Annotated in this window: 13 protein-coding genes; 11 read left to right on the forward strand and 2 right to left on the reverse strand. The window is 63.1% G+C overall.

Going from position 1 to position 13,805, the window contains the following annotated elements:
- Nucleotides 1–12 precede the first annotated feature (12 nt).
- From HX792_RS25405 to HX792_RS25430, 6 genes are all read left to right on the forward strand, one after another.
- Nucleotides 13–744, forward strand: a complete 732-nt coding sequence (locus HX792_RS25405) for a class II aldolase and adducin N-terminal domain-containing protein (RefSeq protein ID WP_176998662.1) — start codon at nucleotides 13–15, stop codon at nucleotides 742–744.
- Nucleotides 745–755: 11 nt separating this feature from the next.
- Nucleotides 756–1,430 carry a DUF1028 domain-containing protein gene (locus HX792_RS25410; RefSeq protein ID WP_176998663.1) on the forward strand — a complete coding sequence of 225 codons (675 nt, stop codon included), beginning with the start codon at nucleotides 756–758 and terminating at the stop codon, nucleotides 1,428–1,430.
- Nucleotides 1,427–2,584, forward strand: coding sequence for an acetylornithine deacetylase (gene argE, locus HX792_RS25415; protein ID WP_176998664.1), 1,158 nt, complete (start codon nucleotides 1,427–1,429; stop codon nucleotides 2,582–2,584). Before HX792_RS25410 ends, argE begins: the two co-directional genes overlap by 4 nt.
- A 246-nt stretch (nucleotides 2,585–2,830) precedes the next feature.
- On the forward strand, nucleotides 2,831–3,133 hold the full coding sequence (locus tag HX792_RS25420; RefSeq protein ID WP_176998665.1) for a type II toxin-antitoxin system RelE/ParE family toxin: 303 nt from the start codon (nucleotides 2,831–2,833) through the stop codon (nucleotides 3,131–3,133).
- A gap of 1 nt (nucleotide 3,134) precedes the next feature.
- Entirely contained in the window at nucleotides 3,135–3,506 is a 372-nt protein-coding gene (locus HX792_RS25425; protein WP_176998666.1) for an addiction module antidote protein, read from the forward strand.
- Nucleotides 3,507–3,609: 103 nt separating this feature from the next.
- Nucleotides 3,610–4,560, forward strand: a complete 951-nt coding sequence (locus HX792_RS25430; RefSeq protein WP_176998667.1) for a DHH family phosphoesterase — start codon at nucleotides 3,610–3,612, stop codon at nucleotides 4,558–4,560.
- Here HX792_RS25430 and gudD read toward each other — a convergent pair.
- Nucleotides 4,529–5,854 carry a glucarate dehydratase gene (gudD, locus tag HX792_RS25435; RefSeq protein ID WP_176998668.1) on the reverse strand — a complete coding sequence of 442 codons (1,326 nt, stop codon included), beginning with the start codon at nucleotides 5,852–5,854 and terminating at the stop codon, nucleotides 4,529–4,531. The genes HX792_RS25430 and gudD overlap by 32 nt on opposite strands.
- 19 nt (nucleotides 5,855–5,873) lie before the next feature.
- Complete coding sequence (locus HX792_RS25440; RefSeq protein WP_176998669.1) at nucleotides 5,874–7,235, reverse strand: MFS transporter; 1,362 nt, start codon at nucleotides 7,233–7,235, stop codon at nucleotides 5,874–5,876.
- A 339-nt stretch (nucleotides 7,236–7,574) separates the two neighbouring features.
- Here HX792_RS25440 and HX792_RS25445 point away from each other — a divergent pair, with 339 nt between their 5' ends.
- From HX792_RS25445 to HX792_RS25465, 5 genes are all read left to right on the forward strand, one after another.
- Nucleotides 7,575–8,285: a FadR/GntR family transcriptional regulator gene (locus HX792_RS25445; RefSeq protein ID WP_176998670.1), complete on the forward strand. Its 711-nt coding sequence runs from the start codon at nucleotides 7,575–7,577 to the stop codon at nucleotides 8,283–8,285.
- A 6-nt stretch (nucleotides 8,286–8,291) separates the two neighbouring features.
- Nucleotides 8,292–8,987: a tRNA (adenine(22)-N(1))-methyltransferase TrmK gene (locus HX792_RS25450; RefSeq protein ID WP_176998671.1), complete on the forward strand. Its 696-nt coding sequence runs from the start codon at nucleotides 8,292–8,294 to the stop codon at nucleotides 8,985–8,987.
- An 82-nt stretch (nucleotides 8,988–9,069) separates the two neighbouring features.
- Nucleotides 9,070–9,363, forward strand: coding sequence for a DUF3144 domain-containing protein (locus HX792_RS25455; protein ID WP_176998672.1), 294 nt, complete (start codon nucleotides 9,070–9,072; stop codon nucleotides 9,361–9,363).
- A 1,675-nt stretch (nucleotides 9,364–11,038) separates the two neighbouring features.
- Nucleotides 11,039–11,731, forward strand: a complete 693-nt coding sequence (locus HX792_RS30705) for a methyl-accepting chemotaxis protein (protein WP_371319384.1) — start codon at nucleotides 11,039–11,041, stop codon at nucleotides 11,729–11,731.
- Between the two features lie 307 nt (nucleotides 11,732–12,038).
- The gene (locus HX792_RS25465) at nucleotides 12,039–13,772 is read left to right on the forward strand and encodes an OPT family oligopeptide transporter (RefSeq protein ID WP_176998674.1); all 1,734 of its coding nucleotides are present in this window, start codon (nucleotides 12,039–12,041) and stop codon (nucleotides 13,770–13,772) included.
- The last annotated feature ends 33 nt before the right edge of the window (nucleotides 13,773–13,805 follow it).

The following is a 13,805-nucleotide window of genomic DNA, read 5'->3' on the forward strand; positions in this document are numbered from 1 at the left end:
GGAGTCCGATTCATGGCGTTATCCCTCGAAGAACAGACGCGCATCGACCTGGCCGCGACCTTTCGCATCATCGCGCACCTGGGCATGCACGAAGCGGTGGCCAACCACTTCAGCGCCGCCGTGTCGGCCGATGGCAAACAGTTTTTGCTCAACCCCAAGTGGAAGCACTTCTCGCGCATCCGTGCCAGCGACCTGTTGTTGCTCAACGCCGATGACCCGGCCTGTGCCGAAAACCCGAACGTGGACGCCACCGCCTGGTCGATCCATGGGCAGATCCACCGCCTGTTGCCGCACACCCGCGCGGTGCTGCACCTGCACCCGGTCTACACCACGGCGGTGGCGTGCCTGGCCAAGCCCCACGTACCGCCGATCGACCAGAACACCGCGCGTTACTTCAACCGCGTGGCCGTGGACGAGCTGTACGGCGGCATGGCCGATACCGAAGCCGAAGGCGCACGCCTGGCCGGGCTGCTCGACGGCAAGCGCCGCCTGCTGATGGGCAACCACGGCGTGATGGTGACCGCGACGTCCATCGGCGAAGCCTTCGACGATATCTGGACCCTGGAGCGTGCCTGCCAGATCCTCGTGACGGCGTGGTCCACCGGGCAACCGCTGCGGGTGCTGTCGGATGACGTCGCAGAAAAAACCGCACGGGGCTGGGAAGGCATTGCGGATTTTTCGCGCCAGCACTTTGAAGAAATGAAGCAGTTGATGATCGACGCTGACCCTTCCGTGCTCGACTGAGGAGCCTTTCCATGACGTTTTCCGTTGTCGCTCGCTGCACCGAAACGGGCCAGTTGGGCATTGCCATCAGCTCGTCGAGCATTGCCGTGGGCGCCCGTTGCCCGTGGCTGCGGCCCGGCGTGGGCGCGGTGGCGTCACAGAACATCACCTTGCCCAGCCTCGGGCCGCAGGTGCTGGACTTGCTGGAGCAGGGCGTGGCGCCAAGCGATGCGCTGGCAGCGTTGGCCGGGCAGGCGCACAGCGAATACCGTCAGGTGACGGTGATCGACAGCCAGGGCCGCACCGCGCATTTCAGTGGCGCCCAGACCCTTGGCATTCATGGCGCGGTCAGCGGCGAGCAGTGTGTGGCGGCGGGCAACATGCTGGCGGGCTCGGGGGTGATTGACGCCATGGTGCGTGCGTTCGAAAACGCTGCCGGCCCCCTCGCGGATCGCCTGCTGGCCGCCCTGCACACCGGGCAGGCGCGAGGCGGTGAAGCGGGGCCGGTGCATTCGGCGGCGCTGGTGGTGGTCGACGACTTGCTCTGGCCCATCGTCAACCTGCGGGTGGACTGGGTCGAGGAGGACCCGATCGGTGCCCTCGACCAACTCTGGCAGGCCTATCGCGGGCAATCGCAGGCTTACATCGACCGCGCCCTCAACCCGCACATCGCCCCGGGCTATGCCGTGCCGGGGGATGACCGATGAACAGCCGCGACCTGCTGGCCCAGCTGGTGCGTTTTGACACCACCAGCCGCGAGTCCAACCTGGCCTTGATCGACTTTGTGCGCACCTACCTGCAGGACCTCGGCGTGGCCTGTGAGCTGGTTTACAACGAACACAAGAGCAAGGCCAACCTGCTGGCGACCATCGGCCCGGTGGATGTGCCGGGCATCGTGCTGTCTGGGCACACCGACGTGGTGCCGGTGGACGGCCAGCGCTGGAGCGTGGCGCCGTTCGAACTTACGGAGAAAGACGGCAAGTTGTATGGGCGCGGCACGGCCGACATGAAGGGCTATATCGCCTGTGTGTTGGCGAGCGTGCCGGCGTTGTTGCAGGCGCCGTTGCGTATGCCGGTGCACATCGCCTTGTCCTATGACGAAGAGGTGGGCTGCCTGGGCGTGCGCTCGCTGATCGAGCGGTTTCATGGGCAGACGGTCAAGCCGCTGCTGTGCGTGATCGGCGAACCCACCGAGCTTAAGCCGGTGCTGGGCCACAAAGGCAAATTGGCGCTGCGTTGCGAGGTGCAGGGCGCGGCGTGCCATTCGGCGTATGCGCCGTCCGGGGTCAACGCCATTGAATACGCGGCGTGCTTGATCAGCGAGCTGGTGCGGCTCGGCGAAGGGCTCAAGGCGCCGTCGCAGCTGGATGAGCGTTTTGACCCGCCGTTTTCCACGGTGCAGACCGGGGTGATCAGTGGCGGCAAGGCGCTGAATATCGTCCCGCAGAATTGCACCTTTGATTTTGAAGTGCGCTCGTTGCCGGCCCAGGATCCCTGGCAGGTTGCGCAGCAGTTGCAGCGGTATGCCGAACAGATCTTGCTGCCGGCGATGCAGGCGGTGAGCGCGCAGTCGGCGATCAGTTTCAGCGAGTTGTCCAGCTACCCGGGGTTGGCCACCTCCCTGGAAAGCCAGGCCGCTGAATGGGTGGCGCAATTCTGTGGTTCGCGTGCATTCGGCACCGTGGCTTTTGGTACAGAAGGCGGGTTGTTTGACCGGGCCGGTATTCCCACCGTGGTGTGCGGCCCCGGCAGCATGGAGCAGGGGCACAAGCCAGATGAGTTCATCAGCGTGGAGCAACTGGCGGCATGTGACCGGATGTTGGCGCGGGTGGTGGAATTTGTGAGCAACGGCCACCCCTAGACCTTGCCGGCGATGGCGGTGGGTCAGTTAACGCTGTGCCAGCAGGTATACCAGCTCCCACATTTGAATGTGAATGCCAGGCCGATTTCGGGGCGTTTAGGGGGGGCAGGTTTTAAAGACACAAGCGCTAATAGATCGATCCCCTGTGTGTTCGGGGGCTCGGCTAGGGTTTTTTGTCTGGGTCTCATTCGAGATGAAAATTCACTGGCATCGGCAAGGAGTAGCCAGTAGGCTACATGTGAATCTGTGACCAACATGATCGGCAGGACGCCGGAGTTTGATACATGGCTCGACGGTATGAAGGACATTTGCGGGAAAGCGGCGATTCTGATCCGACTGGACCGCGCCGAAGACAACAACTTTGGTGATTGCGAGCCCGTTGGTGGCGGTTTGAGTGAAATGCGTGTGTTTGTCGGGCCCGGCTACAGAATCTACTTTGTGCGCACGGGCATCAGCGCCTACCTGGTGTTATGGGGCAGTGATAAAACCGACCAGCACAGAGGAATCAAGCGGGCAAAAGAGATTCTCGATGCCCTGAGAGGTCAATGAAATGAGCAAGTCGACATTCAACCCCGAGGACATGCCGATCCTCGACCTGGATACATCCGGCACCAGCGTCCATGAGGCTTCGCGCTTTCTCGACAGCCCGGAAGTGATCAGTGAGTACCTGGCGCAAAGCATGAAGTCCCAGGACCCGCAGGTGCTGATGAAGGCGCTCTCCGAAGTGGCCAAGGCCCAAGGCGTGAACAAGGTGGCCGAGGCGGCGGGGGTCAATCGAGAGAGTCTGTACAAAACCCTGAAGGGCGGCTCGAAAACCCGTTATGAAACCATCCAGAAGCTGATGCTGGCGTTGGGGGTAGAGCTGACCGTGCAGCCCATACCCGCCGGGCAGCGACGCCGGTTGAAATCTCAACAGGAGTGACTGTGCCGCACCCGCGCTTGTCATGCGTTTGTCATACGCCCATGGGAACGTCCTTCGGCCTCACGCTCCAACCCGGGAAGCGGCACTTCAAGGAGAACCCATCATGCGAGTCGTGACCTCTGGCTCGGCGTATCTGGACATCGACGCCTACGCCTGCTGTATCGCCTACGCCGAATTGTTGAACCAGCAGGGCATTGCGGCGCGCGCGGTGAGCAGTGCACCCCTCAACACCAGTATCTCCAACAGCGTGCTGGGCTGGGACGCCCGCCTCGACGATTATCGACCGGTGGCCGGCGACGAGTATGTGCTGATGGACGTCAGCGACCCCGATCACTTCGACCCGTTCGTGCAACTTGCAAACGTACGGGAAGTGATCGACCACCACCCTGGTTTTGAACATTATTGGGCACAGAGACTTGGCACCGCCGCCGATATTCAGCCAATCGGCGCGGCCGCTACCCTGGTATTCCTGCGCTGGGAGGCCGCCGAAGCGTTGACTCATATCAGCCCGCACAGCGCAGCCTTGCTGGCCACCGCGATCCTGGACAATACCCTCAACTTCACCGGCCAAATGACCACGCCGCAAGATACTCGCGCCTATGACGTGCTCGCACGGCGCGCCAACCTTTCAGCGGAGTGGCCACAGTGCTATTTCGGCGAATGCCAGGCCGCCATCGAGGCTGACCTGACGGGTGCCTTGTCGGCTGACATGAAGCGAATGACGGCCACGCCCAACCTGCCGCAACGCATCGCGCAGATGACGGTATGGGACGCAGGCGAGTTGATCCATCAGCACCACGCCGCCATCGATCAATGGCTGGCGGCGCAAGGAGAGGACTGGCTGTTGAACGCCATCAGCCTTCGCGAGTGCAAAAGCTATTGGCTGGCGGGGTCATCACTCAGCCGGCACAAGCTGAGCCGGCTGGTCGATGTTGAATGGCAAGGGTCGTTGGCGGTGCTGCCGCACGGGATGCAGCGCAAGGAACTGTTGAAACTGGCCCTGGCTGCACCCGTCGAACCCGTCAACGCACCAGACAAGGCCGCTTGTTGTTGAATGCCCAACCCGGAATCAGGAACTGCATCGCCACACTGTCATCCCGGGCACCCAGGCCCATGCCCTTGTACAGCTCGTGGGCCTTGGCCACGGCGTCCATGTCGATGTCCACTCCCAGGCCCGGCTTGCTCGGCACCTTCACGTAGCCGCCTTCGATCTTCAGCGGCTCGTGGGTCAGGCGCTGGCCGTCCTGCCAGATCCAGTGGGTGTCGATCGCGGTGATGTCGCCCGGTGCGGCGGCCGCCACCTGGGTGAACATCGCCAGGGAAATATCAAAGTGGTTGTTAGAGTGCGAACCCCAGGTCAGGCCCCATTCGTTGCACATCTGCGCCACGCGCACCGAGCCTTGCATCGTCCAGAAGTGCGGGTCGGCCAAGGGGATGTCCACCGATTGCAGCTGGATCGCGTGGCCCATTTCGCGCCAGTCGGTGGCGATCATGTTGGTGGCGGTTTTCAAGCCGGTGGCACGGCGGAACTCGGCCATGACTTCGCGGCCCGAATAGCCGTTTTCGGCGCCGCACGGGTCTTCGGCATAGGCGAGTACCTTGTGCTGGTCACGGCACAGGCGGATGGCTTCCTTGAGTGACCACGCGCCGTTCGGATCAAGCGTGATGCGCGCATCCGGGAAACGTTCGGCCAGGGCGGTGACGGCTTCGATTTCTTCGTCGCCGCTGAGCACGCCACCCTTGAGCTTGAAGTCGTTGAAACCGTATCTGGCTTTGGCCGCTTCGGCCAGGCGCACCACGGCCTCGGCAGTCAGGGCTTTTTCGTGGCGCAGGCGGAACCAGTCGTCCTCGGCGTCGGCCTCGTTGCGGTAGGCCAGGTCTGTTGCGTTACGGTCGCCGACGTAGAACAGGTAGCCGAGCATTTTCACCGCGTCGCGCTGCTGGCCTTCGCCGAGCAACGCCGCCACCGGCACTTCGAGGAACTGGCCGAGCAGGTCGAGCAGCGCGGCTTCCATGGCGGTGACGGCATGGATGGTGATGCGCAGGTCAAAGGTTTGCAGACCGCGACCGGCCGCGTCCCGGGAGGCAAAGGTGCTGCGCATCTGGTTGAGGATGCGCTGGTACTGGCCGATGGGTTGGCCGACTACCAGGCTGCGAGCGTCTTCCAGGGTTTCGCGGATGCGTTCGCCACCGGGTACTTCGCCGACGCCGGTGTTGCCGCTGCTGTCCTTGAGAATCACGATATTGCGCGTGAAGTAAGGGCCGTGGGCACCGCTCAGGTTGAGCAGCATGCTGTCGTGGCCGGCCACCGGGATGACCTGAAAGTGAGTGATAACAGGAGTGGTCATGGCACGTTCCTAAATAAGCTCAAAGGGGTTTGCTGAGGGCAGCGCCGGTGGGTACGGCGCCTGGCGACGTCAACACGGCAGAGGGCGAAGTCTTGGCAAAGAACACCAGGATCGCGGCGAGAATCGAAGTGCCGGCCAGCCCGTAGAGGCCGCCCTGGATCGAACCGGTGGTCTGTTCAAGAAAGCCGAACGTGGTCGGCGCAACAAAGCCGCCAAGGTTGCCGATGGAGTTGATGAGCGCGATCACGGCCGCGGCGATGCGCACGTCCAGGTAGCCCTGGGGGATCGGCCAGAACAGCGACGATGCCGACTTGAAGCCGATGGCCGCAAAACAGATCGCCACAAAGGCAAAGATCGGCCCGCCCGTGGTGGACATGAACATGCCCGCCGCGGCAATCAACAGCGCGGCGGCAACCCAGGCCTGCTGGAACTTGAACTTGCCCGACAGCGACGCGAAGGCGTACATGGCGATGATCGAAATCAGCCACGGGATCGAGTTGAAGAAGCCCACCTGCACGTCGCTGAGGTCGCCCATCTTCTTGATGATGCTCGGCAGCCAGAACGTGGCGGCGTAGATCGTCAGCTGGATGCAGAAGTACAAGACGCAGAACAGCAGGATCTGACGGTCTTTGAGCAGTTTGCCGAGGGTGGGTTTGACGGTGGTCAGGGCTTCGCGCTCGCGCTGTTCCTGATCGATGGCGCCCACCAGGGCGTCCTGTTCTTCACGGGTCAGCCATTTGGCGTCGTGGGGTTTGGAATCGAGCCAGAACCATACGAAGAAGCCGAGCGCCACGGAGGCCAGGCCTTCGATGGCGAACATCCACTGCCAGCCGTGGAAGCCAAAACCCTCGATCTGCAATAACGCGCCTGACAGCGGGCCGGAGATCAGCGAAGCAACGGCCGAGCCGCTGAGGAAGATCGCAATGGCTTTGCCGCGCTCCACGCCGGGCAGCCAGCGGGTGAAGTAGTAGATCACGCCGGGAAAGAAGCCTGCTTCGGCCACGCCCAGCAGGAAGCGCAGGATGTAGAACTGGGTTTCGTTCTGGATGAACGCCATCAGCGTGGCGACGATGCCCCAGGTGAACATGATGCGGGTCAGCCAGATTCTGGCGCCGACCTTTTGCAGCAGCATGTTGGAGGGCACTTCAAACAGCGCGTAACCGATGAAGAACAGTCCAGCACCGAGGCCGTAGGCCGCCGCGCCGATGCCTAGGTCATGCTCCATGTGCGTACGCACGAAGCCGATGTTGACCCGGTCGATGTAGTTGAGGATGAACATGATCACGAACAGTGGGAGCACGTGGCTCTTCACTTTGCTGACGGTGCGCGCGAGCACGGACTCTGTATCTGGCGTGGCAGCTGCATGGTTTGAATTGTTCACAATTCAAAACTCCCCCTGATTATTTTTATGCGGGTTTGCGTGTTTTGTTGATAGACATCATACAAGTGGTTTTCTTGGGTTCGCAATGCAGGGTGGCGTGATTTTGTTCTTATAAGGCGGTAGGTGAACCGGGATATTTGGTTATTTATCCCGTGTTTATTGGGGTTTTTGACGGAATATGTACGTGGAGAGCGAGGTGTCTGGCCTTCTGGCAGAGACTGAGAGGGTCGCGGCATGAATATTAGTTGTCATACAAGTTGAGTGTTTTTTGCATCGAGCCAGCTTGGGCTCCGGACGGGGTGTTAAGCTCCCACCAGCTCAGCCCCGTGGACCGTCGCGATGCCCATTGAAAGCGGAACCCTTGTTCGTAAACGCTCCAACAACCTCGCCCAAGGCGTGGTCGATGCACTGACCCAGCGCATCCTGCTCGGGCAGCTCAAGCCCGGTGAAAAACTGCCGTCGGAATCCACCATCGTGGGTGAGCACGGCGTGAGCCGCACGGTGGTGCGCGAGGCGATTTCCAAGTTGCAGGCCTCGGGTCTGGTAGAGACGCGTCACGGCATTGGCACCTTCGTGCTGGCGCCAAGTGCCCAGCAGGGATTGCGCTTGCACGTGGACACCGTCGCCAGCGTGCGCAACATGCTGGAGCTGCGACTGGGGCTGGAGGTGCAGGCCGTGGCCCTGGCCGCGCAGCGCCGCAGTGATGAACAGCTCACCCACATGCGCCAGGCGCTGGATGACTACCAAGCCTCGCTGGCCAACAACGACAGTTGCGTGGAGGAAGACAAGCGCTTTCACCAACTGATCGCCGAGGCCACCGGCAATACCTTTTTTACCGAGATCATGCTGCACCTGGGCAACGCGATGATCCCGCGCACCCAGGTCAAGGGCGCCGAGCGCGGTGGCGCCGACTTCGCCAAGCTGGGGCAACTGGCGAACCTGGAGCATGAAGCGATCTTCAATGCGATCAAGCGCCAGGACCCGGATGCCGCGCGGGCGGCCATGGTGTTGCACCTGACCAACAGTCGCGATCGATTTTCTGGAGAGTAAAACGCGTTGAACGAACTCACCTTATCCCAGCGCCTGGAGCGCGTGGCTGCCAACGTGCCGGCGGGCGCACGCCTGGCTGACATCGGCTCGGACCACGCTTACCTGCCGGTGGCGCTGATGCGTCGTGGCGCGATCACGGCGGCGGTGGCGGGGGAGGTGGCGGCGACGCCGTTCCACGCGGCCCAACGAACCGTGCGCGACAACGGCCTGGAGGCGAACGTGACGGTGCGCCTGGCCGACGGGCTGGCGGCCATCGAGCCCCAGGACGGCATCACTGCGATCAGCCTGTGCGGCATGGGCGGCGAAACCATCCGCGACATCCTCGACGCCGGCAAGGCGCACCTCAGTGGTCGGGAGCGCCTGATCCTGCAACCCAATGGCGGCGAGCAGCCGTTGCGCCAGTGGCTGATGGAACATGGCTACCGCATCCTCCGTGAAGAGCTGCTGCGGGAAAACCGCTTCTACTACGAAATCATCGTGGCCGAGCGCGCCGAGCCTGTGACCTACACCGGCGAAGAACTGTACTTCGGCCCGCTGCAGATGCAGGCGCGCAGCCCGGTGTTCCTGGCCAAATGGCAACACTTGCTGCGCCAGAAACAGAAAACCCTGGCCAGCTTTGAGCGCGCACGTCAGGCGGTGCCGGACGAGAAGCGGCAGGAAGTCGCCCGGCAGGCGCAGTGGATTGCGGCGTTGCTGGGTTGAGTGACTGGACGTCTCCCGCTTGGGGGCGCCTGGCGGATATGTTCCAATGCCCGCCATTCTTCGTTCACCCAGGAGCCCCTCCATGGCAGATGCCACTGATCAAGCTTTCTACGACCGTGCTGATGCACATATCGAGCTGTCGAACGAGCAGCTCAAGACCTGCGAAAACCTCGGCGAGGTCAGCGCCTCAATGACATTCGGCGCCACCCGCTTCAGCGCCTGGGCCAGCGCGCGCAACTTCAAGTCCGGCGCAGAAATGGCCGATGCGCGGGAGGCGATGCTCAAGTATTTCTGCGATCAGTACCGGATGATGCTGGAAGACAACCTGGATGATCACATCAACAATTTCGAGCGGTACATGGGCGTCACCCGCTGAAACCTGGATAACTGACCCGCCGCCATCGCCGGCAAGCCGGCTCCTACAAATGGGGTTTGACGCCGGCTCCTACCGTTGATCGGGGTGTTTATCCGTTACAGGTCTGCCCCCAAGGCTGAGTGCTTTTGCCCCATTTCAGGGCGTTTGCTGTGCACCTGTAGTGTGCAACCCCGCTGATCTCCTGCGTCTCAACCAACGGCCCGTATCTTGCTAGAGCCAAGCTAATCAATGACATGGCATTTTGCTGCTAGTCATTTCAAGACTTCGCCCCTCGGTGCACCGTGTGGGTTGTTTTAGGGAGTGGTCGGCCATGCACAGTCTTTTGTCCCCCGGTATCCGCCTGCTCGGGCGCTTGGGTTTTGCGCGTAAGTTCCAGGTGCTGTTCTTCCTGTTCATGCTGCCCCTGGCGGGAAGTCTGTGGATGATCGGCCAGGACTACCGCGACAAACTCGCGGTGATTTCCAGCGAACAATCCGGCGTGCGCCAACTGCTGGCTCTGGACGCGCTGGACGCCCAGCTCACCGCCCAGCGCAACCTGGCTGCACGCTGGAAAGCGGTCGACATACTGCACGCCCCCACCCCCGCAGCCCAGGCGGCGATGGACAAGGTGGACGCCGGCAGCCCCGTTATCCAGCAGAGTCTGCAAGCCCTTGGCGAGGCCCTCAAAGCCCAGAACGCCAGCGCTGACACCCTGGCGCGCTTCGAAGCGTTGCAGGCCACGGTCAAGGGCATGGACACCCAGTCCCTGCGCACCGTGGGCTGGTGGCCGGACGGCTATGACCGTTTCACCGCCGCGCTGACCGCCCTGCAAGCCCTGCGTGAACAGATCACCCTCGACGCCGGCTTGATCCTCGACCCGTGGCTGGAAACCTACCTGCTGATGCAGATCTCCACCCAGCACACCCCCGACCTGATCGAGCGCATCGGCCGCACGGCGAGTGTCGGTGAGTCGTCCATTGCCTCCGGGCAATTCACCCTGCAAAGCCGCCTGCAGATGCGTGACCTGCGCGGGCGCATCGGTGATGCGCGGGACCAGCTGGTCAAGGCCGCCGCCTCGCTCAAGGCCAAGCAATACCCAGGTCTCGAGCCATGGACAGTGCAGTACGACAGCAGCCTGCAACTGCTCGATACCCAACTCAAAGCCCTGGATGAAGGCGTGTTCGGCGGCACCATCAAGCTCGACATGGCGACGTTCGACGCCAGTGTCGACAGCATGCTCGGTGCATTGGGCGCATTGCGCAGCCAGTCGCTCAATTCGCTGGACGAACGCCTGGGTTACTACCGCGACCGCTCGCTCAAACACTTCATCCCGGTAGTGGCAACCTTCAGTCTGCTGGCCCTGGCGGCGCTGTACCTGTTCATGTGCCTGCAAGCGTCCATCCGCCGCAGCGCCAGCGGCATCACCACCCTGGCCGAGTCCTTGCGTGACGGCAACCTGTGCGTAGAAGTGGCGGTGGAAGGCCGCGACGAATTGGCGGCGATCAGCACGGCGCTCAACGTCGCCGTGGTGCAGTTGCGCACCAGCTTGCTGGGGGTCAACCACGAGACGCAGCAGTTGGGCTCCACCGTGCTCACCCTCAACACGCAGTCCGGCAGCACCCTCACCGAGGTCGAGGACCAGCAACAACAAATCAGCCAGATCGCCGCAGCGGCCACGCAACTGGCCGCCACCTCCATGGGCGTCGCCAAGAGCTGCGAGCAGGCCTCGGGCAGCGCGCAGCAGACCCGGCAGATTGCCGAAGACAGCAGCCGCGACAGCCAGCGCACCACGGCGAGCATCCAGCAACTGAACAAACGCCTGGGCGACACCGCCAACGCGCTGGAGCAGGTCAGCCAGCAAGGCCAACAGATTCAGTCGGTGGTCGATACCATTCGCGGCATCGCCGAACAGACCAACCTGCTGGCGCTCAACGCCGCCATCGAAGCCGCCCGCGCCGGTGAGCAGGGGCGTGGGTTTGCCGTGGTGGCCGATGAAGTGCGCAGCCTGTCGCAACGCACCCAGGCCTCCACCGCGCAGATCGCCGGCACGGTGGACAGCCTGCGCGCCACCGTGAGCCAGGCCGTCGCGTTGATGGGCGCCGCGTGTGAACAAGCGCTGACGGATGCCGAATCCGTCACCGGCCTGGGCACCCGCCTGGGTGAAATCGCCGGGGCGGTGCAGCACGTCACCGACACCCTGGCGCAGATCGCCACGGCCGTGGAGGAGCAGGCGGCGACGGCGGATGAAGTGAGCGGCAATATCCAGCAGGTGGACCAGGCGGCCGGGCGTTTGTTGGACGGTGCGCGGGCGGTGAACCGTGCGGCGGATACCTTGAGCAAGGGCAGCCAGGCGTTGAGTGATAACACGGCGCGGTTCCGCCTGGGTTGAGCTGACACAACTCATCCCCCCTGTGGGAGCTGGCTTGCCTGCGAAGGCGGTGTATCAGTTATTGCAGCTGCCACTGACACACCGCTTTCGCGGGCAAGCCCGCTCCCACAGGGGATTGGCGCTATGCCTATTCTCCGAGTCTGGCGCAGATTCAAATGTTGAGGGGGCAGGCTTGCCCTACAACACAGAATCTCCCACATTTTGTTCTCAGGTGTTTTCAGGGGCCGGTCAGGTCTTCCACCTGAACCTTCGGCGCAGGCAGGGCTCACTTATCAGGTAGCCCGTTCCCTTGCCGAAAGGAATCCGCATGCCTGCAACGACCCTGCCGCACGGCCCCGTCACCCGCGAACTGAGCCTGCGTGCCGTCATCACTGGCAGCGTGCTCGGCATTCTGCTCACCCCTTCCAACGTCTACGCCGGACTGAAGATCGGCTGGTCGTTCAACATGTCGATCATTGCCTTGCTGATCGGCTACGCGATTTTCCAGGGTTTGGCCAAGCGCTCCGGCGAGCAGCTGCCGTGGACGTTGCACGAAAGCAACATCAACCAGACCGTGGCGTCGGCCGCCGCGTCGATCATCTCCGGCGGGCTGGTGGCGCCGATCCCGGCCTACACCTTGTTGACCGGCAACCAGCTGGACGCGCTGCCGATGATTGCCTGGGTCTTCTCGGTGAGTTTCCTGGGCATCTGGATCGCCTGGTACCTGCGCCCGTCGTTACTCAACGACAAGGCGCTGAAATTTCCCGAAGGCATGGCCACCCTGGAAACCCTGCTGCACATCTACAACCACGGCCGTGAAGCCGCGACGCGTTTGAAAGTGCTGCTCAGTGCCGCGTTGCTGTCGGGGCTGGTCAAGTGGGTGGACACCTTTGTGTGGGCCTTCCCACGTTGGTCGCCCAGCGCCGCGTTGGAGCGCCTGACCTTTACCGCTGACCCGTCACTGTTGCTGGTGGGCTTCGGCGGCATCATCGGCATTCGCGTGGGCCTGACCCTGCTGCTTGGCGCCTTGCTCGCCTGGGGTGGCTTGGGCCCCTGGCTGCTGGCGCAGCACCTGGTGACCCTGCCCGCAGACAGCAGCGGCCCGCAATTCGCCGCGTTGGTGGAGTGGTTGCTGTGGCCGGGGGTGAGCCTGATGGTGTGTTCCACCCTGGCTTCGTTGACGATTCGCTTGTGGGCGTTGCATCGCTCGACGCGCGCCAGCGGCGCGGCCACCTGGACGCTGCCCAAGCCAGGGCCGGCCGCCGGCTTGGCGCTGTCGATCGTGTTGGTGGTGTGCCTGCAGGCGTTGCTGTTCGGCATCCACCTGGGCATGGCCTTGCTCACCATCCCCTTGGCGATCTGCCTCGCCGCCGTCGCCGCGCGCGTGGTGGGCGCCACCGGCATTCCGCCGATTGGGGCGATCGGGCAACTGTCGCAACTGAGCTTTGGCATCGCCGCGCCGGGGCAGGTGCCGATCAACCTGATGAGCGCCAATACGGCTGGCGGTTCAGCCGGGCAGTGCACCGATTTGATGAATGATTTCAAGGTGGGCAAGGCCATTGGCGCCACGCCGCACAAACAGGTGATCGCGCAGATCCTGGGGATTTTCATCGGCAGCATCGTCGGTGTGTTCGCCTACCTGGCGCTGATCCCTGACCCGTCCTCCATGTTGCTCACCGAGGAGTGGCCGGCACCGGCCGTCGCCACCTGGAAGGCCGTGGCGCAAACCCTCACCCATGGGTTGGATTCGTTGTCGACGAGTATCCGCTGGGCCATCGCCCTTGGCGGTCTGGTCGGCGTGTTGCTGGGCATTCTGGACAGCACCTTGCCCGCCCATCGTGCCCGTTATCTCCCGAGCGCCGCCGCGCTGGGCCTGGCCTTTGTGCTGCCGGCCTCGGTCTCGCTGATGATGGCCCTGGGCGCGATCCTCACCTGGCTGGTGAGCTGCCGCTGGCCGAGCCTCACCGAACGCTTTGCGATCACCGCGGCTGCGGGGTTGATTGCGGGGGAGAGCATCACCGGCGTGGGGGCTTCGTTGTGGTCGATGGTGGCGGTTGGGTGAAGCGAGGCTCGGCCCAGGCCGAGCCTGCCGCCC

The organism is Pseudomonas sp. B6002, from assembly GCF_013385985.1.
GTDB lineage: Bacteria > Pseudomonadota > Gammaproteobacteria > Pseudomonadales > Pseudomonadaceae > Aquipseudomonas.